The organism is Rhodococcus sp. H36-A4, assembly GCF_027158005.1.
In the GTDB taxonomy this organism is placed as follows: domain Bacteria; phylum Actinomycetota; class Actinomycetes; order Mycobacteriales; family Mycobacteriaceae; genus Rhodococcoides.
On the sequence record NZ_JAPVLQ010000006.1, the window covers coordinates 436895 to 459638 of the forward strand.

Sequence of the window (22744 nt, forward strand, 5' to 3'; positions counted from 1 at the left end):
TCGGTTGCACGTGCGATGCACCACGTATTGCACGAATTGCATTGCTTCTCAGTCGAGTACACGATTCCACTGCGCCTTCGAATTGGCGATGATGTCACGTACGACCTGCTCGTAAGACTGGCCGAACTCGGCGACTGTCGTCCCGTCGAACAACGCCGTTGGATAGACGATGTCCACCCCGATCGCGGTGACAAGTCCCGCTTCGTCCCGACGTTCGGTGACATGGACGTGCATATCGCATTTGGCGATATCCAGCGGACGTGGAGTTACCTCGAAATTGGCGTCGTCGACGTCGAACTTCGAAGTGGTGAAGATATCCAGGGACAAGGCGACTTGAAAGAGTGGATGCAAGGAATCGACGGGGTCCTCGACGAGATCACCCGCGACGTCGACGAACGGGGCAGTTGCATGATCGAGTGCTCTCAGTTCGCTGGTACGCCCCAGGGCAAGGACATCGTCGAACGTTCGCGCGGACGCGATATTCGTGCGGATGGCGACCGTATTGGTGAACATTCCTACGAGTTGCTCGAACCTCGGATCGTCTCGAGCTGCAACAGGAGTGCCGATGACGATGTCGGTGGTCGTGCTGAGCCGCGCCAGAAGGACGAGCAGTGCTGACCGAAGTACGGTGAATCGTCCTGTCCGGCTACGGTGACCGAGCCCGTCCAGCCCATCCACGACAGCTGAGTCGAATTCCAGCGAAACCCGGGCGCCGGAGAAATCCCACAGGTCTGGCCTCGGCCGGTCCAGGGGCAAACCGATATCTGGTGGTGCTCCAAGCAACTCCTTGCGCCAGAATGCGATATCGGCGGCGGTGGACCGAGCTGCGGCCCATACGCTGAAGTCCGAGTACTCCAGCGGCAACTCTGTCCAATCAACGTTCCTGCCAGCGGCCCGGGCCCGATACGCGTGAACGAAGTCCGAAGCCAACACACCCAGTGACCACCCATCTGCAGCGATGTGGTGCACAACGCACGCGAGCAGATGATGATCAGAAGCGAGCGAGAACAGCTGCGCCCGGATGGGACGCTCGGACCGAACATCGAATGGTTCTGCCAATACCGCATCTACCTCGTCGGCATCGAACGCAGTCGCCCCGAACGCTGGTCCGGCAAGACGAACATTCTGTTCGATGACTTGGCTGGGGCCCCTCACTGAATCCGGATACACCGTCCTCAAGCTTCGATGTCGGACCGTCAGATCTGCGAACGCTGCTTCCGCCGCGCCCGCATCGAACGAGCCCGTGATGTCGATGGTGAACGGCAAGTTGTACAACGGAAGGAGTGCGCCTCGATCGATGTGGCGCTGCTGCGGAGCGAGCGGGATGTACACCGCAGTGTCCGCCAGGCCCCGCTCAGGACCAGAAGGGTAGGCCGAACCCTGGTCGGTGGACCGGGCTTCCACCAGCGCAGACAGAGCACGGACCGAAGGCGCCTCGGTGAGGTCTCGTACGCCGATCTCCACGCTGGTGTCGACGCGGACGAGAGCGAGAACTCTGGTGGCTGCCAGCGAATCGCCACCCAGATCGAAGAAGGACGTCTCGACGTCGACGTGGTCCGCACCGAGAATGCGCGCATACGCCGCCGCGATCGCAATTTCGGTGGCACCCGAGGGCTCTATGCCACGTGCCTTCGGCTGAATCTGCGGAGTTGGCACGGGAAGCGCTGCGCGGTCGAGCTTTCCGTTGACTGTCAGAGGGATCGCGTCGAGAATGGTCATTGTCGACGGAATCATGTGTGCGGGCAACCGCTGTCCAATATCCAGTCGAATCTGCTGTGTATCGACAGCCTGTTCGATGGGCACGATGTAGCCGTCGATGCGTAGCCCACCATCGGGGCCGTAGCGCACGGTCGAGGATGCTGCGGTGACCTGTGGATGCGCGCGCAGAGCCGCATCGATTTCTCCGAGTTCGACGCGGTTGCCTCGGATCTTGATCTGATCGTCGGTTCTGCCGAGAAATTCGAGGTTTCCGTCTTTCAGGAGTCGTGCCAGGTCGCCACTACGGAAGAGCCGTGACCCCCTGCTGCCGAAAGGGTTTGCGATGAACCGTGTGGCGGTGTCGGCACTGCGGCGCAGGTATCCACGGGCCAGACCACGTGTCTCGATGAAGATCTCACCGGTGGCACCGGCGGGCACCGGGTGCAGGGTGCGGTCGAGGAGGTAGATCGCCGCCCCTGTCATGGCTGCACCGATTCCGATCACCTCACCTGTGTGTAGCGGGCCGGTCATGGTGACACTGCATGTTGTTTCGGTCGGCCCGTAGGCGTTGAGCAAGCGTCGGTTCGGGGACCAGCGATCGACGATATCTCGGTGTGCCGCCTCACCACCGATGATGATGGTCTCGATGCCCTTCAGCTCTGATGAATCGAGTGTGGCCAGAGCCGAAGGGGTGATCAACAGATGGGTGATCGATTCGCGTGAAAGTAGTTCAGCGAGTTCGAGTCCACCGTACACACCGGGTGGCGCGATCACGACCGTCGCGCCGGAGATCGCGGCCGCCAGCAGTTCGACGACTGCGGTGTCGAATCCCGGTGAGGAGAGATGACAGATGCGCGAGGAGGAGTCGAGGTGGTAGCTGGCTCGAATGTGTTGTGTGAGTGCACCGATCCCGTCGTGAGTGACGATCGCTCCCTTCGGCTTGCCGGTCGAGCCGGAGGTATAGATGAGGTACGCGGCGCTATCTGCCCTGTAGTCGACCGATACGACAGCAGGGGCGGAGCGTGTCGGTTCGGCGGGATTGTCGATGTCTATCCATTGCACCTCCCCCAGTTCGGATTCGAGGTGCTCGAATGTGCACAGGCCGACCCTTGCAGAGCAGTCGCGGAGGATGAACTCGGCTCGTTGCCGGGGATAGTTCGGGTCGATGGGGACGTACACTCCGCCCACTCGCGCTACTGCCCAGAACGCCGCGACTTCGGCGATCGATCGAGACGCGCGGACCGCAACCATGTCCTCGGGCCCGACTCCGCGGTCGATCAATGCCCGGGCGAGACGGTCGACTCGCGTGGACAATTCGGCATACGTGACGACTTCGGTATCGCGGACAGCAATCCGATCGCCGTAGAGACGGACCGCCTCGTCGAACACTTCGATCAGCGAAGTCGAGCTCTCGGCATCTGCGCCGACGGACGCGGGTGAGGTTCGCGTTTCTTCGGGAAAGAAGAGCTCGAGATCCGCCACAGCGGTGTCTCCGCAACCAGGTTCGGTGAAGCCGTCGAGAAAATGTAAGAAGCGGCAGTGATACCGGGATAGATCAGCGGTTGTGTATACGGTCGGGTTCGCCTCGAAATCGATACGGGGATGCGTGGCAGTTCTACTCGGATAGATATTGACCGCAAGATCGGCGACCGGACCTGTCGTCACGATGTGGATCTGACCGTCCAGATCACCGACGGTGATGTTGTTGGCGAACATCATCACGTTGACGGTGGGCCCGAATTGGCCGACGCGAAGCGGAGATCCGCTCACCGATGCAGCGGGTCTGCTGCGCTGGTGCCGCAATACTCCACTCAATGCCACTTCTGTCGATTTGACGACGCTGTCGACCGTGGCCGATCCGACTCCGGACAATCGCAGAGGGACCACATTCGACACCGAGGATCCGGCACGGCGTAGCAATGCCGTCGGCCTCGCGGACACCGGCAACGACAGGTGTACATCGTCGGAACCGGTCATGCGCGCAAGGAAAGCGGCGAACGCAGCGATCACCACACTCGATGTTGCGCGATCGCCGACCGACCATGAAACGGTCGAAGACGTCCGGTGCGCGTCGGTGTCCGCGCCGATCGTCACGGACAACGGTTCGGGCTGCACCGCCCGACCCAGGGTGACCGGAATCGATTCTGCTGCATCAGCATTCGTAGTTTCCCAAAACTGTCCATCACGCTCGAATCGCGAGGACGTTCGATATCTTTCGTCCTCGTCGACAAGGGCGGCCGGAGACGACAGGTGGAGAGGTTCCGGTTCGGTCCCGGCTCGGGAGGCCGAGTAGATCGCGGCGGCCCGCTCGAGCACTTTCATCGATGCAAAGCCGTCGAGCGCGATGTGGTGGGCTCGGGTGTACCAGAGCACATGGTCATCGGCGAGACGAAAGAGCCGCAACCGGACAAGTGGCCCATCCATCGGCAGCGGGGATCGACAATCGTCGTCTATCCATTGGAGCGCAGAACTCAATGCGCTCGGGTGCGCTCTGAGATCGACAATCTGCGCGACGTCATGGATCTGTGTCGTGAATACCTGAGCGGGCCGTCCCTCGATGTCGACGACGCGCATGCTCGACGAAGAGAATTCGAGGTGTGCCTGCAATCCACTGTCGAGTAATTCATCTACATCGACCTCACCGGTGATGTCTACGTAATAGGCGATGGTGAAGGGGATGTCCGGCATGAGCTGTTGCGCATACCAGATATCAGCTTGAGTCGAACTCAAGGGCAACGAGTCTTCGAGCACGGCATCCTCCCGCATCAGCACCGAACTACTACATGGTGAGTAGTTTCAGGCTACATGCGCCGCGGATCGAAGAGGAAACACTCGCGTCACGTCGAGCACGAGCATGATCGAAATCGACAAACCCGACCCCGAAATCTTCGTACACTGACTATCTGACGGAACTTCCGCAACACCGCCGACTTGTCGACGGATCTGGACAGCGATCACCCACCGCTACCGCGAGGGACACGATGCAATGATGTCTAAGCAGCCTGCGATAAGGACCGATCGACTCACCAAGCAGTTCGGCGCATTCACTGCCGTGTGCGATCTCGACCTCGAGGTCGAACGCGGTGAAGTATTCGGTTTCCTCGGCCCCAACGGTGCCGGAAAGTCGACCACGATCCGCACACTCCTGGACCAGATCCGGCCCACCTCCGGTCGCGCACGGATCCTCGGGATGGACTCGCGCAAGGACTCGTTGAAAATCCGGTCCGCGATCGGATACGTGCCTGGGGACCTGGCCCTTTACCCCAAACTGACCGGAGCAGAAACGCTGCGGTACTTCGCGCGTCTTCGCGGCGGGGTCGACCACAAGTATGTCGATCAGCTCGCGGAGCGGTTGCGAGCAGACCTGTCGAAGAAGGTCGGCGACTACTCCACCGGCAATCGGCAAAAAATCGGGTTGATTCAGGCGTTCATGCACAAACCGGATCTACTGATTCTCGACGAACCGACCGCGGGACTGGACCCACTGGTGCAGCGCGAGTTCAACACGATGCTGCACGAGGTGCGCGAGGAAGGGCGCACCGTGTTCTTGTCCTCGCACACTCTGTCCGAGGTCGAACGCGTCGCCGGACGGGTCGGCATCATCAGAGAAGGCCGACTCGTAGCAGTCGAGCGCATCGCGGACCTGCAAGCGAAAGCGATCCGGCGACTCGACATCGAGTTCGCGGAGCCGGTGTCACCAAAGCTCTTCGCGCAGGTAGACACCGTCCGTGAGGTCACCGTCGACGGCACCCACGCCACCGTGGCGTTCGACGGCCCGATCAACGGCATATTGGCGGCGGCGATGTCGCACGAACTGGTCGATTTACATACCCGTGATGCCGACCTGGAGGAGATTTTCCTGGCCTACTACCGCGGCAGTTCCGAAGACTCAGACGACGGAGACTCAGAAGACGGTGCGAAGAAGGATCCATCAGATGTCCACTGACATCTTCACTCGCGAAATCATCGACCGTCGGATGCCAGTCGCCGCACTGGGCGTCGTGCTGGCACTCTTCGCATTCTTCGTGACCGGGATCAGCTCCGGGCTCGAGGACGTGATGACCGATCTGACCGACGCGATGCCCGATGCAGTCACTGCGTTCATCCCGGCAGGCCCAGGCGGCTATGCGATCGGTGAGCTGTTCAACCTGATCGCCCCGCTGGCCCTGATCGCGTACGCGGTTATCACCGCGGCGGCGGCAACCGCCGGGGAGGAAAAAGTCGGGACGATGGCGTTGCTGTCCGCCCAGCCGGTCACCAGACGGTCGATCCTGGCACAGAAAGCTTTGGGAGTGGGCGCGGCACTCGCTGCGGTGACGATAGTGTTCGGCGCCGCTACGGTTCTGTCGGCAATGCTGTTCGGCGTCGACGAGCTCACTCCCCGCCACATCGCAGCGGCGTGTCTGCATCTGTATCTGCTCGCTTTGCTATTCGGGGCGATCACGCTGGCCGCGGGCGCAGTAGCCGGCGATCCGGGTATAGCCGCCGGCGTCGGAGGCGGTCTCGCGATGGCAGCGTGGGTGTCGAACTCGATGCTTCCGATTGCACATCTCGACGCGTGGGCGCGAATCAGCCCGTGGTATTACTACGTCTCCAGCGAGCCGCTGAGTCATGGCGTCGACCTGCCGCACATCCTCCTCCTCGTCGTACTTACCCTCGCCGCGGCGACGATCGCGGCCTTTGCATTCGACCGCCGCGATCTGAAGGGATGAGCACGATGACAACGATCTCGGACCACGCTGCCACCGGATCGGCACGACCCGGCAGTCTCCGCCAGATCCAAGGGGTGACCGCGCTCGCTCTGCACGACCGGTTGACCCTGGTGGGTGTCGTGGCTACGGCGATGGTCGCGATGGGTGCTCTAACGGGAGCGCTGTGGCCGCCGCTGCAGGACACGCTGGTCGGCCTGCCCGCTGATTTCACGGACGCGATCGGCAAGGTACTCACCGGAGCCAACATGACGACTCCGGCGGGGTGGATGAATGCCGAAATGGTCTCGCTTGTCGTGCCCGGAGGATTGATCGCGGTTGCGATTCTCTCCGCATCCAAAGCAATTTGTGGGGAGGAGCAGACCAAGACCGTGGGCGTACTTCTATCGCTTCCATTGAGCCGCAGCGCTTTTCTTACCGCCAAGACCGCCGCCATGATTGTGCACGTCCTGCTTGCGACACTCGGCGTCGCAGCCGGATTGATAATCGGGGATGTGATCGGCGGCCTCGGTATCGACGCATCCGGCGTGTTCGGCACCTGCGCGCACAGCGCACTGTTGGCGATGGTGTTCGGCGCGGTCGCGGTTCTGATCGCTGCGCTTACCGGTGACGCCCGGCTCGCGGCAACCATCCCCGCGGTGCTTGCCGTAATTGCCTTCGCGCTCAACGCGTTCCTACCGTTGTCGGACTCACTTGCCGGCTTCACGAAGGTCAGTCCCTGGTACTACTTCGCAGGTAGCAACCCCCTCGTCAACGGGGCCAACTACGCTGATCTATCAATTCTTCTCGTTGCCGCGATCATTTTGTGCGCCTGCGCGTTCCCCGTCTATATCCGACGTGACCTGACCGGCTGAAGGTTGGGGTGCACGGCCGCCGTCAGCTTGCGAAGGGCACCCGATGACACAGTGCTACAAGCGAAGTGCGAGTTCCCTCACGAACCACACCATCGGTAATGAAGCCGTCCTCATCGATCATTGCTGGAGTCACCGGGAGATGAGCACATGCCCCGTCTACGATCGCCGCATCGGTGTTGTGTCGTACGGCACGCCGCGGAAACCGTCAGGAGTCAAAGTGGCTGCGGTGCGAAGCAACGCCGAATTACTCGACTTCGCGCACAAGCTACCCGATATCAACAAGATGTTCGACATGGTTTTCGCTCCTTCGGACCCGCTGGAGTCGGGCGCGATCGAGGCAGTACGACGTAACGAATTTACAGTATTCAGCGAAACCTGACTGGATCATCGTTTGTATTCTTCTCGGCACACACGAAGCAGGTTCGATGAATCAGTTCGCAACAGACTCCCGCGAGGGAAGCCGGTTCGGCCCCTACGAGCTCAGATCCTTGCTCGGCAAGGGCGGCATGGGTGAGGTGTACGAGGCGTACGACACGGTCAAGGACCGCACTGTCGCTCTCAAGCTGCTTTCGCCCGACCTTGCGCACGATCCGATATATCAGGAACGGTTCCGCCGCGAATCGCGAGCTGCAGCACGTCTTCGAGAGCCACACATCATTCCCATTCACGACTGGGGCGAGATCGACGGCGTCCTCTTCATCGACATGCGATTGGTCGCCGGCGATGATCTTCGAACCGCGCTCCAGGCGCAGGGTCCGATGTCACCGAGCCGCGCCGTCGCGATCGTCGCACAGGTCGCCTCAGCGTTGGACGCCGCGCACGCCGACAATTTGATTCACCGCGACATCAAGCCGGAGAATATTCTCCTAACTCGGCACGACTTCGCATACCTGGTGGACTTCGGTATTGCCCGGTCGGGTTCGGACGTACAGCTCACCACCCAGGGCACCGCGATCGGCTCGTACGCCTACATGGCACCCGAACGATTCGACGCCGATGCGATCACCGATCGCGCCGATACGTACTCCCTGGCCTGCGTGCTGTACGAATGCCTCACCGGAACAGCGCCCTATCCGTCGACCAGCGTCAGTCAACTGATCAAAGCGCATCTCATGACCGCGCCACCTCGAGCCAGCCTCACTCGGCCGGGGCTTCCCCGCGCACTCGATGCAGTAGTCGTCCGCGGCCTGGCGAAGAACCCTGATGAACGGTTCGCCAGTACAGGCGACTTCGCGCTCGCCGCCCATCTTGCCCTTACTCCGCCGGACCGCGACGAGGCCACCGCGATCGTCGGTCGCACGCTCGACGGCACAGTAGTTGGCAGCGTCGGTGAATATCGACAGACCAAGGTTGGCGATGCCGTCCATCCCCGACCGCAGGCCTGGGACACAGCGGCACCCCCTCCCCTACCACCTCTACCGAATGCAGCCCCGTACCCGATCGCCCAACCGAGGCCGCACCGCTCGACATTTCTCCCCGTGGCGATCACCCTCCTCGTCGTCCTGGTACTTGGACTCGGCGCGTCTGTTGCATGGCTGACACTCGCGCCGAACACCGAATCCAACACGGCTGCACTACCATCGGCGGCTGCTCCGACTTCGCAGAGCGCACCGAAGACGGAGGTAGAACCGCCGACAGCGGTCGTCCCGACGTCCGCTCCGGTCGCACCCACCCGCGCTCGGGCGATCCCCGTCTCCGGCGCGGACAGTCAAGGCTTCCTCGGCAATTCCGGCCCGCGATGCAACGCCGACAACCTCGCCGTCGCCATCGGGCGCAGCACCGATTCCATGATCGTGGTCTGCGAAACCGGTGTCGGCCGCTACTACTACAAGGGCGTCCGCATCACCGACGGTGCCGGGATCGAACTCGATGACCCCCGGCCCTCCGCCGGCGGATTCGTCGCTACCAACCCCACCGACGGCACCCAGTATCAACTCAACCGATCCGGGTTGACCATCGTCTCCGACGGCGAAGTGCTGGCCGAAGAGCCGATGAGGGAGTACTACGCGCGCTGACCTCATGTCTCATTGCGAAATGTTTCATTGCGGGGCCGACACCGCTGACCTGTCTGATTCGCCTTCGGTGAGGCGTCCCGGCGAGACGGGACGTGAAGGCTCCGCACAGTCGAGCAAGGCCCTAGGCGGATCTTGATTCTACGGAATACCTCCGTGCGGTTGGCCATCATGCTGGATGGGACGATTGCGAGCGCGGCGTTCTGCCGCCGTTCGTTCGCGAGTATCGTTACAGCAGAATCACTTTGGGATCTTGCCGGAATTACGGGAAGAAGCCGCGCCCGCGGGCCGACCACGTTGCCCTCGATATCAAGAGTGTGCAGATTGCTCGGAAGCAGTTGCGCCGCAAGTGGCCGGATACGAAAGCGTTCCTCGGCACCGGAATCGCCAACGCTCGAGCGGGGGGCTCCAACCGATTGGCCAAGACCGTGAAACGCTCGGGATGAGGGTTCCGCAATCGGGAGAACTCGATGCGGCGGATGGACTTTCACTGCGCGCGCGCTCAGCGGGCCTCCGCACGTCAGACGTCAAGCTGATTGTCCGTGAAAAGTCACAGAGCCGTCCTAGTCGCTTGTCTCGCTGTATGAAACAAGTCACCACCAGAACAGGGGTCGCTGCTACTTTGACCACAAGTGCGGCATCAAAATAGTTGTCGCCCTGAGACGAGGTCTCGCGTCGATTTTCTTGGCGCGAGACCTCGTTGTATGGCAACAACTGCGAGGTCAGGAGCAAGCATGCAAGAATTGTTCGACGAGCGAGACATGACGGGGTTGGCAAAAGCGATCTCGGATAGAGAAGTATCTGTCAGCGAAGTCGTCGAATTCGCCCTTGCCCGAATCGACGAACGCAACCCCACCATCAACGCAATTATCGCCGAGCGCCCGGACCAGGTTCGGGCAGAGATCGAGGCGGGTCTGCCGGAGGGCCCACTCACTGGCGTGCCGTTCGCGATCAAAGACCTCGTCACCGATGTCGCCGGGCTGCCGACGACGCATGGATCTCGTCTTTTCGCCGACGCGGTAGCCAAGGCCGACTCGCCAATTGTCACTGCCTACCGACGAGCGGGAATGGCGATCGTCGGCAAGACCAACACCCCTGAATGGGGCCAGAACGCCAGCACCGAGCCAGCACTGTTCGGACCTACGCGCAATCCGCACCGGCTCAGCCACTCCCCAGGTGGATCGTCGGGTGGTGCGTCGGCCGCGGTCACCTCTGGCATGCTCCCTGCCGCGCACGCCAGTGATGGCGGCGGCTCCATACGCATCCCGGCGGCGATGACAGGACTGGTGGGCCTCAAGCCCTCTAGGGGGCGAGCCATCGGGAGTGTCGGGAGTAATGCCCTCACCTCGCCATTGTCGGTGCAGCATGCAGTTACGCGCAGCGTGCGGGACTCGGCGCTGCTTCTTGACATCGTGTCCGTACCGCAGCGCGGGGCGCCGATAACGATTGTGCAGCAGTCCCGCCCCTATGTGCAGGAGGTGGGTGTCAACCCAGGCGTGCTGCGGATCGGAACTATGACGCACTTGCCGAACGGCACGCCCGCACACGCGGACTGCGCGGCGGCCGTCGACGACGTCGCAGCTCTTTTGGCCAGTCTGGGCCATCGGATCAGCTCCGGAAAGCCGGACTTCGCGCTAGGCGACAATTCCGCTGTAATACGGCAGGGAACCGCGGCATCGATGGCGATGGCGGTGGACGCCCGGCTGGAGCAACTCGGGCGAGGGCTCCGAGACGACGATCTGGAGGCCGCGGTCCGAGTGGTCTATGAACGCACGAAGAAACTCGGCGCAAGCGCGTTCCCTCTCGCAATGGAAAAGCTCAGCCTCGTCGCCGAATCAGTCGGCGGATTCTTCGCTGACTATGATCTGCTGGTCACGCCAACCCTCGCTGAGCCGACACCTCCTCTCGGGCTGCTCGATGCCAGCAGCATCGAGTCGATTTGGACCTATGCGGGGGCTTACAGCGCGTTCGCGAGCCCCTTCAACATCACCGGCCAGCCAGCAATCTCGCTGCCCCTGGGTCAGGACTCGACCGGTATGCCACTGGGTGTGCAGTTCGTGTCGGCGTTCGGTCGCGAGGACCTGCTGATCCGCATCGCCTCACAGATCGAGTCGATGCAGCCTTGGAGCATCACGCCGATCTGGCCACCAGTGAATTGACCACGGCCTTGCAACCGGCACTGCTACACCCTCTCAACAGAGCAAGGGTGGGCACGGCGCCCCACCGAGTTGGCATGGATGTCTCTTGTGCAGCCGGTTTCCGCTAGAAGTGCGTGGCGATCCAGGAAATAGAGTCCGCGGCAACGGCCGCACCGCACCGTGACGCTCGCTTTGGTCTTATTCAGCAATCAGCTCGTCTCAGGGCGGATAAAGATGCCCTCTGCTTCTATCGTGACGCCGTCGGCGTCGGACAGTGTTCCAGTGACAATCACTTTGCGGCGTTCCGTGCGATCTACACGGGCTTCGGCACGAAGCGTGCCCAACGGGGTACCGCGGCGATAACGCAGAGTGAGGGTGCCGGTGAAGCTCGGCGCAACGGATTTCGCGGTGGCCCCGAGCACGTGATCGAGGATCAGTGCCCCGATCCCTCCGTGCACCAGGCCGGTCGGACCTTCATAGGCTGCACCGAGAGTGAGCTCGGCCCAGTGCAGCCCATCGGGGGAAGACTCGACCATGATCGGAGGGGCGATCGCATTGCGCAGGCCCACCGCGACGTTGCCCCAAGACACTGAATCGCCAACGGGGGTTTTCCGCAGACCATATGAACCGACGATCTGCTTTACGCGAAGTTTTGCCGTCGCAGCGGCGATCTCGTCACGGACCTGAGTGATGACGGTATCGTCGACCTCAGTGCGGATGGTTGCGTCGATGAGGTCGCGGACGGCCTCCGTGAGCGGAACGTAGATGGCTCGGCGGCGGGCGAGTTCAGCTGCGTCGATATCTTCGATTACGTACTCCACACCTTAATTGTGCAGTACATCACCGGAGACAGCTATCTGCACCCATTTGGTCGGTTTGCTCCCGTGTCAACGATCAATTGGCCGATCTCGAACCTACTCCAGGGTTGTCGAGCATCTCGAGTATCGAGCGGGGATGCGAGGCCTCGAATCCACCAGTAAGGCAGACGCATCGAGGTCTCGACCCAGGTGACGATCACAGAGCATCGAGCTTCATGGATCCGGAAATGGGAGCGAAGCAGATCGTCGTTCGCCGACAAAGCTGCAACCCAGAAGCGGATCACCGAACGCACCATCCAGATCACGGGATTACGTGATGAACTCGGCAGGTATTGCACTTTCGCCGTCGCGAACTCGGAGACTTCGATTTGGACGGAAGTCGTCCGCCGGACCGAGGCCCAAGTTACTATTCGGTTCACGATTGCGAGGCAACCGGACTTGCGTAATCCGTACGCCAATACGATATGAGGATGGTTCGATGTCCGATTCCCCCGCAGCAATCATCTCTGATCGCGTCGAGCATTGGTCGACGGTCAAACCCGACGAGCTTGCGATGGCATTCCAAGGGTCGGAATACACGTGGTCACAGTGGTATGACCGCATCCTCCGCGTCGCGGCCGCCCTCGCCGACGCGGGTATCGTAGCCGGCGATACGGTCGCGTTTGTCGACAAAAATAACTTATCATGTATCGAAGTCACCTATGCCGCTTCGCTTCTCGGTGCGGCGAACGTCGTTCCGAACTGGCGGCTTGCAGGTGAAGAACTCGATTACGTGCTAGCCGACTCAGGTGCCCGCATCCTGTTCGTCGGCAGCGAACTCCATCCACAGATTCTTGCGATCCGCGACCGTCTGACCGCCGTCGAAAGGATCTTCTCGATAGGCGGTGAACACGATGAGTTCGAGCCTTGGATCGACGGAGTCTCGCCTTTACACCCCCGTCCACATGTTAGCCCGGATGCAACTGCACTGATTCTCTACAGCTCAGGGACTACCGGTCGTCCCAAAGGTATTCGGCTGACACATCGAAACCTTTTCGCACACAGCGACAGCATGCTCGACATCATGCCGGTGGAGGAAGACCACCGATTCTTGGTCGCCATGCCTATGTTCCACGTCGGTGGAACCTGCTACGCCATTATGGGAATTCATGCTGGTAAGCACTGCTACTTCACCCGGGAAGCTGACGGCCCGTCTATCTTTGCCGGACTCGCGGCCGGCGCCAACATCGCCTTCCTCGTTCCCCCGGTGATCGCCGGGGTGTTGGCTGCGGGAGAACAAGCGATCAACGCGTTCAAGGCATTCAAGCGCATCGTCTACGGCGCTGCACCGATGCCGCTGCCACTGCTGCGCGCTGCACTTGCTGCCTGGCCGGACACTGAGTTCGTACAGGTCTACGGCATGACCGAGTTGGCTGGGGTGGTCACCGCGTTGATGCCCGACGTTCATCGCGATGAGGCCCAGACCGAACGCATGGCCTCGGCTGGGACGCCGATCCCCGGTATGGAAGTCCGGATCGTCGATCCCGTGACACTCGAGGATGCACCAACCGGGATCACTGGTGAACTGTGGTGGCGGTCGGAACAATGCACCCCGGGCTATCTGGGTAAACCCGAGGCCACAGCCGAAACCATCACCGCCGAAGGGTGGTTGCGCAGCGGGGACATGGGACGAGCCGATGACGGCGGCTTCATATTCATCGAAGACCGTCTCAAGGACATGATCATTACCGGTGGTGAGAACGTCTACTCACCTGAGATCGAACGGATCCTCGTGGAGCATCCCGCAATCGCCGAGGTCGCAGTCATCGGCGTCCCCGACGACCGTTGGGGTGAAACGATCAAAGCCGTTGTCGTTCTCGTGCCCGATGCGGTCGTCGATGAATCCGAATTGATCACCTATACCCGCGGCCGTCTCGCAAAGTTCAAATGCCCCACGAGTATCGACGTCGTCGAAGTCCTCCCCCGAAACCCCACCGGAAAGATCCTCAAACGCGACCTCCGCAAACCATACTGGGACAACCGAGACAACAAGTTGATCTAGACAGCGAAGAAATCGGTGCTGATCAGTCCAAAGCCCATTTGACGGCAACGGACACGCTGACAGTCTGCTGCCCGGGTTCGATGGGGACCGATGAGTCTGCTGCACTGGAACCATCTATGAATCTCGACGGTTGGTCCTGCCCGGTGATGTTCTCGGTAATGGACAGAACCTGCCCGAGATCGCCACCCGAGAGCGTCGCGTACTGCTCAGCGCGATCGCGGGCGTCCGCGAATGCCCGGGCCCGCGCGTCGGATATCAGTTCCGAATCGTCGTCGATGCGGAACGAGACTCCGGATATCCGGGTTGCGTTGCCACCCGCGGACGTGGCGTCGCCGAGGACCGTCGACGCCTTCGACAGGTCCCGAACCGTGACTCGCAAGGTGTTGGTTGCCTGGTAGCCGGAAATCTCTGGGGTTCCGCCGAGCATCCCACCCGAGTACTGGGGGTTGATGGACACCTGTTGAGTCTGAATGTCTTCGCGATCGACGCCTGCGGTCGCTATCGCATCGGTTACTGTGCCGACCGCGGTGTTCGCCTGATCGATGGCAGTCGTGACGTCGTCGGCCATCGTCTCGACGCCGATCTGCGCCGTCAGGGTGTCGGGTGTGCCTTCGACTTCACCGACACCGTTGACGTTGACGCCGGGCGGTCCATCGGCAGATGCTGAATTGTTCCCGCACCCCGCGGACAGACCGATTGCCACGAGTAGTGCTGCTGAACCGATCGCCCTCTGTACCCACCGTCTTCGAGTCATCGACGTAGTGTGCACGGTTTCGGTCGAACTCGAAAGACCACGAACGACATATCATGGTTGGTCTACTCAGCGACAACGAAGTACCCGTCGCGCATCACAACGCCTACCGTCGCACCTGAGATTATTCGCGTCGACTACCCAATCGGTGGAGTGACGTTTGGCTTCGTGCGCTCGGCCTCGAAGGACACGGTCACCTCGTCGACCACCTTCATAGCACCCAGCATTTGTGAGAACGGCTTGATTCCGTAATCCGACTGGCGCACTGTGCTTTCCGATGCACAGTGCCATTTCGTACCATCGTCGGCAACGGTTACGATCACAGTCATCTCGCGGGTGACACCGTGGATCTCCATCGTGCCGCGCAGGCTGAATCCGTTCTCGATCGCGGCAATATCGTCTGAGCGGAAGCGAATCTGGGGGTAACGTTTCGCATCGAAGGTCTTCAGCGCGTTGGATTTTGCGAGGATCTTCTCCGGACCGATCAGCGGCGTGACACCACCTTCACCGCCGACCACGTCGAGTGAATCGACTTCGACGGTGAAGGTGACCGAGGTGGGAGTGTTCCCAGACCAGTCGACAGCGGCGGTCCACGACTTCATTGCAATGGTGAGACGGTGGCCCAGTTTGGACGCCTTGCCGGTGACGTCCGTCTTGATCGTCAGTTGGCCTCCATCGGATGCGTCGAATGTCCAGCTCACGGGAGTCATAGCTCGACTCTAAGGGGCGATCGGAGTCGGCCCGGAGCACGATTATGGAACGAAGAAGCTTGCGATTCCTGGAGTGATCGTCCCAAGGGTGGAAACGACGGTGACAACAATATGCCCAGACCCACTCATCAGCGTCGCCTCGGACGGAAATCCATAGATTCCGTCAGACATTCGCGCGGAGCCAGACGCTCCGGTCGACAGATTCAACCAATGCACGTCGGACGAGATCAAGCACCCCCACCTGCCTTCCTTGGCACCGGTAATGGTCACCGTGCCAGGCTGTTCGCCGAGCACCGCCACACAACGCACAGCGTGAGCGTCGAAGCTTCCGTTCGGATTTCCGAACGGTGCCGGGTCGACTTGAAACGGAACGATCACAGCCGCGGACGCAGTGCCAACCGTCGCCAGCGTCGAACCGATGACAACGGATGTGCAGACAAGCAGCGTACGAACAACTTTTGTCACGGCAACCTCCAGTACAGGCACGAACAGGCGTGAGGCCTAATCCTCTACCCTGGTGCACTATCACGGCAAAGGCGCCACCTCGTTGTCGCCGCATCACGATCGGCAGGTTTGGAATAGGTGAGCAGGGGGCGATGGCCTCACCCGAAAGCCAAAGGATTTCTACAGCGCGTGACACCACCGACCGTTGCATCGAGGCTTGAAAGTTCAGATGCCGACGTTGTGTCAGCACAGCTGTTGTGAACGAGTCATGCGGGCAAATGTTCGTGCAGCATGCAGCCGATCTGCGAGCCGCTATGCAACAAAATGTTCTCCAACAGCTTTGAGTCCAGTGCTGTAGACGTTGTCGCCATATGCCTGCTCGATCATGGCTACAGCATCGTCGCCGGATCGATAGGTAGCGCTCCATTGGATTTCTGAGCCCTGATCGTGGGAGACGACCGCGATCGTCGCGACGTAGTCACGGACGGGCAGCATCGGGTCGAGTACTTCATAACTGTAGCTGCGCTTCTCAGCATCGCGGGCGCGTAATTGCTCACGGGCCACTACTCGTCCGTCTACGAAAAGGTTCGGACAGAACCTATCCCTGTCGGGTCTGCATTGTTTTCCATTTCTACGGGAGGAACACCGGGATGCCAAGATGTAAGAGCATCGAAGTCCCCCACGTACTCCCACGCGATATCTGGGAGCACGGGAACAATCACGTTACGTGTGATAAATCGAATCATCATTTTTCCTATTCTGCCGAATCTGGAGTCAGTTCAGTGTTCTTGTTCGACGGTAATGATCCGGAGCACTGATAATGCTGATGCTGCGAGTTGTCCGATCTCGTTGGGATCGCCCGGTTCCTGGGTTGCCCAGTACTCCAAAGTGACTGTGAGCGCGCCGATCAGCGTATGCGACAATATGCGCGCCTCGAGACCATCAGGTTCCAATCCGGCACGCCGGGCGAGAAGCGGTCGCATTTCCTCTGCTAGTCCATGTGCCGCAACCATCCATCGTGCGTGAATACCGGGCACTGAAGTGAGGATGACGAAAAGTTCACTCGACGAAATGCCTTCTGCGTTCTTGTAACGTTCGAATACCTGCAGAAATGCTTGCTGAACGGATGTGGACACCAATTCTTGTTCTGGTCTGGTGCGCAGGCATTCGACGAAGTGACGAATCCCTGACACAACCACTGGGGTCAAGGTGTCTTCTTTCGCATCGCAGTGCCGGTAGAAGGTTCGAACCGACATACCGGCTCCGCGCGCAATGTCCTCCACGGAGGTCGCGTCGAATCCGCGCTCAGCAAAGAGTCGTGCAGCACTCGCGGCGATGTCCATCCGCACTGCCGCCCGACGACGGTCCATCAACGACTGCTGCGGTCGGGTCATAGTTCCTCCGGAGGTCTTTGACACACATTAGCATGATGGCATAGATTGGCAACTTGTCTCATATGCGCGCATTGCGATCACGCTTCCTCGAACCATGACAAGGCGGGACATGACCAGAACGTACTTAGTGACCGGTAGTGCTTCCGGTATCGGTGCTGCCGCTACCGCGCATCTGCGCAACCAGGGTGCTCACGTCGTCGGCGCAGATCTGCGAGACAGCGATATCACCGTTGACCTCGCGACGGCAGACGGACGACGCGAGCTCGTCGAACAGGCTCACCAGTTGACAGGCGGAAGGTTGGACGGGGTTGTAGCCTGCGCGGGCGTCGCACAGTTCGACCCGATCACCATTGGTGTCAACTACTTCGGTGCTGTGGCTACCCTCGAAGGCTTGCGGCCTCTACTCGTCGAAGGGACCGATCCGAGGGCCGTGGTGATCTCGTCTGTAGCGTCACTACACCCCACTGATTCTTCCATCGTCGAAGCTGCACTTGCCGGCGACGAAGCGGCGGCAACAGCAGCAGCCCGGTCCGCCGTGGAAAGCGGCCACGGTGCACAGATCTATTCGTCGTCGAAGGCTGCGATCGCACGCTGGGTGCGTCGCAACGCCGTCACGGCTGAGTGGGCAGGCATGGGCATTCCGCTCAACGCCATCGCCCCCGGCACCATCGTCACACCGATGATCCAGGCGATGCTCGACACCGATGCAGGTCTAAAGGCTATCGATGGCAGCGTGCCGATGCCGTTGAACGGTCATGCCCAGCCACAACAGGTGGCGCAATTGATTTCCTGGCTGGTGTCCAAAGAAAACTCTCATATCACCGGCCAAGTCGTATTCCTGGACGGCGGCGCCGACGCTGTCCTTCGCGGCGACGGTACTTGGTAGACAAGAAAAGGAATTTGACGATGCATCAGAAAATATGCCGCGTAGGGACCCGAAAGGCCGCGCTCATAGCAGGACTTTGCTTGGCTGTATTCGCGGCGTCGAGCTGCTCATCGGGCGCCACGGAATCGGAACCAGAATCGGAACCAGCAGTGACGGCGACGGATCTCGACGCAACAATCAAGGAAGCCTACAGTTTCGCGTTTCCGCTCTACGACCTTTCACGTTATCGATGGACGGCGTTGGAGACGACCGACTCACGGACGAGCACCACGCTGAACAACTTCGTGCACTCACGGTCACTGGCAGGGCCCGACGACACTTGGGCGAACGGGCCGAGCCAGGACGTTCTCTACTCCACTGCCTGGTTGAATTTGGCGGACGGACCTGTCTACCTTGATATTCCGGAAGTGCAGTCACGCTACTACTCGCTAGTCTTGATCGATTTCTACTCCAACAGCTTCTTCTACGCTGGCGAGCGCACCACCGGCACGCAAGCGCAGAAGCATCTGGTCGTGGGGCCGGACTGGCAGGGTGAGGCCCCCGCCGACGCCACTGTGGTCAGGGCGCCCACGAACGACGTATATGTCAATCTGCGCGTTCAGACGACCGGGACCGCCGACCAAGTTGCGGCGAATGCTGTGCAGGATGGATTCCGCTTCACCCCCACTCAACCTGTGTCGGAAAGCTCGACGAAGCGGATTCAGCCCACCGACGATGACCCCGAGAACTACCTCGATGTCGTCAATCAGATGCTCGAGCTGAACCCCCCGCCAGCACATGACCAGTCGGCCGTCGACCGGTTCCGTGAGGTCGGCATCTGTGGGGCCGACTGCGGCTGGGGACCCCTGCCCGATGACGTCAAGGCAGCGTGGAACGCGAAGTATCCCGAGTTCGGTCGCTACATGCAAGAGTTCGCGAACCGCCCATCGCAGGGCTGGACCAACTACAACCCGCCCGGATCGGTTCTCGGCACCACGGAGCAAAGGGACTACACCCGACGGGCCTTTGCATTGTCGGCCGGCGGCGGCATGTTGGGGATGGACCGTAAGGAGGCGAACTATTGGATCACCTTCACCGACGCCGACAATGCCCCACTGCTCGGCACCGCGGACTACGTGCTTCGCCTACCCGAGGGTGGAATTCCCGCGGAGGCATTCTGGTCGGTCACGCTGTACGAGGTTCGGGAGAACGGCCAATACCCATCGCCGAACCCGATCGATCGTTATGTCATCAGCAGTGAGACCGAAGGCTTGATCTCCAACCCGGATGGCAGTATCGATCTCCACATTCAACCAACCGCACCCTCGTCCGACGCGGCCGCGAACTGGCTACCCAGCCCGGCCGACGGAAAGAAGTTCATACTCTTCGCCAGGTCCTACATTCCCGGTGCAGACGTGCTGGCCGGCACCTTCACGATGCCTCCAGTCGTTCCCGCAACATAGGACTCCCCCCCTGGGCTGCTCGTTCTCGACAACCCCGGCTGAATCCACTTGCCGCCAGTCTCCGCTCACTCGTACCGACTGAGCGGAGACTGCTCCGGTTGCGGCGATAGTCGGATCGGGGTGCAAAAGCATGACACCACGCCGCGATCCGCGCCCTGAGAGTCGCCTGAGCGGGTGAAGTGCGCTCAGGTCGATAGCTTGCTTTGTACGATTTTCAACCGAATTCAGTTCTTGTCGAACCGTGCGACAGGAAATAGAGCACGCCACAGTTCTTGGCGGTATGGATGCGGAGGCGGAAACGTACCGGCCATATGAGGACAATTTCTATCGCAGTCGCTTGCTCAGATAGACAAGTGCATAGCCGCTCGAAGTCGGTACACGGTGCGTTTCCTGGTACCCGAACCTGGAGTAGAGCCGCAGGTTACCGACACTGCGTTCGCCAGTGAACAGCTTCAGCTCGGTGATGTCCTCAGAAACTCGCTCCTCCACGAGTTCGAGCAACCGACTTCCCAATCCACGACCCTGCACATCAGGGGCTACGACCAGCCTGCCCACCTCTGCACACTGTGCATTCGCAGGAAGGACACGCACACGTACCGCCCCGACGAGGCGTTGTGCGCCATCGCGCAACCCGAACGAATCCACTTCAGGCTTGTCGAGTTCATTCGTCACCTCGGTCAGCGATTCGACCAACGGAGGAAGCTTCAGATCCTCGTGGGCCTGGGCCTCGGTCACGTAAGCGGCACGCTGGAGCGTGAATAGCTCACCCGCGTCCTTCGCCGACAAGGTCACAACTGATTCCATGCGTAGGAACTCTTCCAGAACAGCTCGGCCCCAACCCGCGCCGGATAGCTATCTTGCCGCGACGCTGGCCGGGACTTGGCCTGATCGGCCATGAATTCCTACAGCTGGGGTGCCGGGCCACGAAAGTGCCGAAAGGCTGCTTCGATACCGAAGGACAGCGCCAACATAACTGCCAGGACGGTAGCAGGGCCGACGGCGCTCTCGGCGAGTAGTGCTGCCAGCGCGCCGGCACATGCCGTAGCTGCCAGGACGGAGATCCACGGCGTCGATCCACGCTGGCGCGCGGTGCGAGCTTCTGCGGCGTTCACCACGGCAAAGATTATGAGAAAGCCTGCGCTACCCATGGTGGAGATGCTGTTCAGGTCCAGTGCGTTCGCAAGCACGATGGTCGATCCGGAGGTAATCAGCAGCCCTTCTATCGGGTGGTTCCAGATGGGCCGTTGGAGCTGGGCAGGTAGTTCTCTCGACTTCGCGATGATGTAGATCATCCGAGTCGATCCATACAGAGTGGCGTTGATCGCCGAAGCGGTCGACAGCATCGCCGCGATGCCGATCATCGTGAACCCGACTGCTCCGAGCGCCGGGCGGGCGGCCTCGGCCAGCGCGTAGTCACGCGCGTCGATCAGGCTCGCCAACGGCACGGCTCCCACAGAGACAACAGCGACAAGCACGTACAACACGATCACGAAGAGCACCGAAATGTAGTAGGCCCTCGTGAGGGTGCGCCCGGGATCGTCGACATCCTCGGCGGTGTTGGCGATGAGTTCGAATCCTTCGTAGGCCAAGAAGATGATCATGCCGCCTGCGACGATGGAGATCGGGGAGCTCCATTGTGACGGCTCGAGCCGTGCTGCGGAGACCCCCGCCAGCCCGACCACCACGAACAACACCAAGATCGCGATCTTGATCGCCACGACGTAGCGCTCGGTGCGAGCGATCGTAGATGCACCGGCGATGTTGAGAACGGTGATGAGGACGATCGCCGCTGTGAGAAGGAGATGCTTGCCAAGGCTGCGAAACTCCGGTGGCAGGAAACTGGACGCGTAGCTCCCGAACGCTTGAGAATATAGCGCCAACATGACGATGTAGCTCATCCACAGCAGAACATTGATTCCACCGGAGAACAATCCCGTGCCGAACGCACGATTGACGAACGTCACCGTGCCGCCGCGGCTCGGATACGACTTCGAGAGCAGCGCATACGATCTCGCGGTCAACAACGCCACCAGTCCGGCCAGGAGAAACGCGACCGGGGCGGCGCCCTTGGTGATTTGCACCGATAGTCCGAGGACGGCGAAGATCCCGCCACCGACCATGCCTCCGACGCCGATAGCCACAACGCCCCACAATCCGATCGGATGTGAGACCGCATCAGCGGAGTGCGGCATCACCGAAGTCTATCCGCCGCAGTACACACAATGAGCGCGACGAATCCAAGCAGATCAGGAAATGCTGATCGGCCCGGTCGTTCCGGTGACCGTCCAGTGTCCGTCGACCTTGTCGAGAGCATAGGTGAGTCCGAGTCTGCAGTCGACGCCACACCAGAGGTACGCGCCGACGTGAACTCCCCCATTCTCTTGTTGCCGGGCGGGGATGAAGCTGATGATCACGCCGTCGTTCTCGACTACGGTGAGGCCGCTTCGTTCCGGGTCGGCTCGCTGGTCCGGGCTCGCAATGAACTCGATGGGAGGGAGATCGCCGGACTGGGCTGTCATCTCGTTCCTCAGTTCGGATTCGATCTGCATTCCCTCGTTGCCGAAGGACGGTACCGGGCTAGGCGGTTTACTACTGCCGTTGACAATGTAGAGGTACCGAACGGGTGACGGCGCTCGCGCAAAAGGGTGGTCGACAAGTACGAGTTGGTGCAATGCAGCCACGTATTGCTCGGATTGTTCGCTCGGCGGCTGCGGTCGCGCAGTCGTCGGGTTTAGCTGATCTGCAGCGATGTCAGTGTTTGCACACCCAACCAGGGCAGCAGCAAGGACAACAACACTCGTCGCCGCCTGGATCGTCACGCATCGGACAATGCTGGCCGCAGCGGAG

At 60.8% G+C, this 22744-nt stretch carries 20 protein-coding genes; 9 read left to right on the top strand and 11 right to left on the bottom strand.

Translation table 11 applies throughout. From position 1 onward, the window contains the following. Positions 1-48: 48 nt before the first annotated feature. Complete coding sequence (locus tag O1W68_RS18545) at positions 49-4464, bottom strand: amino acid adenylation domain-containing protein (protein ID WP_269305996.1); 4416 nt, start codon at positions 4462-4464, stop codon at positions 49-51. A gap of 220 nt (positions 4465-4684) precedes the next feature. On the opposite strand from O1W68_RS18545, the gene O1W68_RS18550 reads away from it, so the two are divergent. From O1W68_RS18550 to O1W68_RS18575, 6 genes are all read left to right on the top strand, one after another. Continuing rightward, positions 4685-5644 carry an ABC transporter ATP-binding protein gene (locus O1W68_RS18550; protein ID WP_269305998.1) on the top strand — a complete coding sequence of 320 codons (960 nt, stop codon included), beginning with the start codon at positions 4685-4687 and terminating at the stop codon, positions 5642-5644. Then, entirely contained in the window at positions 5634-6410 is a 777-nt protein-coding gene (locus O1W68_RS18555) for an ABC transporter permease subunit (protein WP_269305999.1), read from the top strand. Before O1W68_RS18550 ends, O1W68_RS18555 begins: the two co-directional genes overlap by 11 nt. 5 nt (positions 6411-6415) lie before the next feature. Next, entirely contained in the window at positions 6416-7261 is an 846-nt protein-coding gene (locus O1W68_RS18560) for an ABC transporter permease subunit (protein WP_269306001.1), read from the top strand. Between the two features lie 139 nt (positions 7262-7400). Further along, a complete protein-coding gene (locus tag O1W68_RS18565; RefSeq protein ID WP_269306003.1) occupies positions 7401-7640 on the top strand; it encodes a hypothetical protein in 240 nt (79 codons plus the stop codon). Positions 7641-7686: 46 nt separating this feature from the next. Then, positions 7687-9276, top strand: a complete 1590-nt coding sequence (locus O1W68_RS18570) for a serine/threonine-protein kinase (RefSeq protein WP_269306005.1) — start codon at positions 7687-7689, stop codon at positions 9274-9276. 731 nt (positions 9277-10007) lie between these two features. Further along, positions 10008-11432: an amidase gene (locus O1W68_RS18575; protein ID WP_269306007.1), complete on the top strand. Its 1425-nt coding sequence runs from the start codon at positions 10008-10010 to the stop codon at positions 11430-11432. 188 nt (positions 11433-11620) lie between these two features. Here the strand turns inward: O1W68_RS18575 and O1W68_RS18580 are convergent, their stop codons facing one another. Continuing rightward, the gene (locus O1W68_RS18580; protein ID WP_269306009.1) at positions 11621-12232 is read right to left on the bottom strand and encodes a PaaI family thioesterase; all 612 of its coding nucleotides are present in this window, start codon (positions 12230-12232) and stop codon (positions 11621-11623) included. A 475-nt stretch (positions 12233-12707) separates the two neighbouring features. Between O1W68_RS18580 and O1W68_RS18585 the strand changes: the two genes are divergently transcribed. Then, positions 12708-14270, top strand: a complete 1563-nt coding sequence (locus O1W68_RS18585) for a long-chain-fatty-acid--CoA ligase (protein WP_269306011.1) — start codon at positions 12708-12710, stop codon at positions 14268-14270. Between the two features lie 22 nt (positions 14271-14292). Here O1W68_RS18585 and O1W68_RS18590 read toward each other — a convergent pair whose 3' ends face one another. From O1W68_RS18590 to O1W68_RS18615, 6 genes are all read right to left on the bottom strand, one after another. Beyond that, on the bottom strand, positions 14293-15024 hold the full coding sequence (locus O1W68_RS18590) for an SIMPL domain-containing protein (protein ID WP_269306013.1): 732 nt from the start codon (positions 15022-15024) through the stop codon (positions 14293-14295). A 134-nt stretch (positions 15025-15158) separates the two neighbouring features. Beyond that, on the bottom strand, positions 15159-15731 hold the full coding sequence (locus O1W68_RS18595) for a YceI family protein (protein WP_269306015.1): 573 nt from the start codon (positions 15729-15731) through the stop codon (positions 15159-15161). 42 nt (positions 15732-15773) lie between these two features. Next, a complete protein-coding gene (locus O1W68_RS18600; protein ID WP_269306017.1) occupies positions 15774-16196 on the bottom strand; it encodes a hypothetical protein in 423 nt (140 codons plus the stop codon). A gap of 291 nt (positions 16197-16487) precedes the next feature. Next, complete coding sequence (locus O1W68_RS18605; protein ID WP_269306018.1) at positions 16488-16739, bottom strand: SRPBCC family protein; 252 nt, start codon at positions 16737-16739, stop codon at positions 16488-16490. 11 nt (positions 16740-16750) lie between these two features. After that, complete coding sequence (locus tag O1W68_RS18610; RefSeq protein WP_331283595.1) at positions 16751-16924, bottom strand: SRPBCC family protein; 174 nt, start codon at positions 16922-16924, stop codon at positions 16751-16753. Between the two features lie 30 nt (positions 16925-16954). Then, on the bottom strand, positions 16955-17569 hold the full coding sequence (locus O1W68_RS18615; protein WP_269306020.1) for a TetR family transcriptional regulator: 615 nt from the start codon (positions 17567-17569) through the stop codon (positions 16955-16957). 109 nt (positions 17570-17678) lie between these two features. Here O1W68_RS18615 and O1W68_RS18620 point away from each other — a divergent pair, with 109 nt between their 5' ends. Together O1W68_RS18620 and O1W68_RS18625 are read left to right on the top strand one after the other, a co-directional pair. After that, positions 17679-18455 (top strand): SDR family oxidoreductase, encoded by a 777-nt coding sequence (locus O1W68_RS18620; RefSeq protein ID WP_269306022.1) that lies wholly within the window; start codon positions 17679-17681, stop codon positions 18453-18455. A gap of 149 nt (positions 18456-18604) precedes the next feature. Further along, complete coding sequence (locus O1W68_RS18625; RefSeq protein ID WP_269306024.1) at positions 18605-19897, top strand: DUF1254 domain-containing protein; 1293 nt, start codon at positions 18605-18607, stop codon at positions 19895-19897. 324 nt (positions 19898-20221) lie between these two features. On the opposite strand, the gene O1W68_RS18630 is transcribed toward O1W68_RS18625, so the two are convergent. The 3 genes from O1W68_RS18630 to O1W68_RS18640 form a co-directional block, all read right to left on the bottom strand. Then, positions 20222-20701, bottom strand: a complete 480-nt coding sequence (locus tag O1W68_RS18630) for a GNAT family N-acetyltransferase (RefSeq protein WP_269306027.1) — start codon at positions 20699-20701, stop codon at positions 20222-20224. Between the two features lie 98 nt (positions 20702-20799). Further along, the gene (locus tag O1W68_RS18635) at positions 20800-22089 is read right to left on the bottom strand and encodes an APC family permease (RefSeq protein WP_269306029.1); all 1290 of its coding nucleotides are present in this window, start codon (positions 22087-22089) and stop codon (positions 20800-20802) included. Between the two features lie 54 nt (positions 22090-22143). Beyond that, positions 22144-22716: a hypothetical protein gene (locus O1W68_RS18640; RefSeq protein ID WP_269306031.1), complete on the bottom strand. Its 573-nt coding sequence runs from the start codon at positions 22714-22716 to the stop codon at positions 22144-22146. Between the last annotated feature and the right edge of the window lie 28 nt (positions 22717-22744).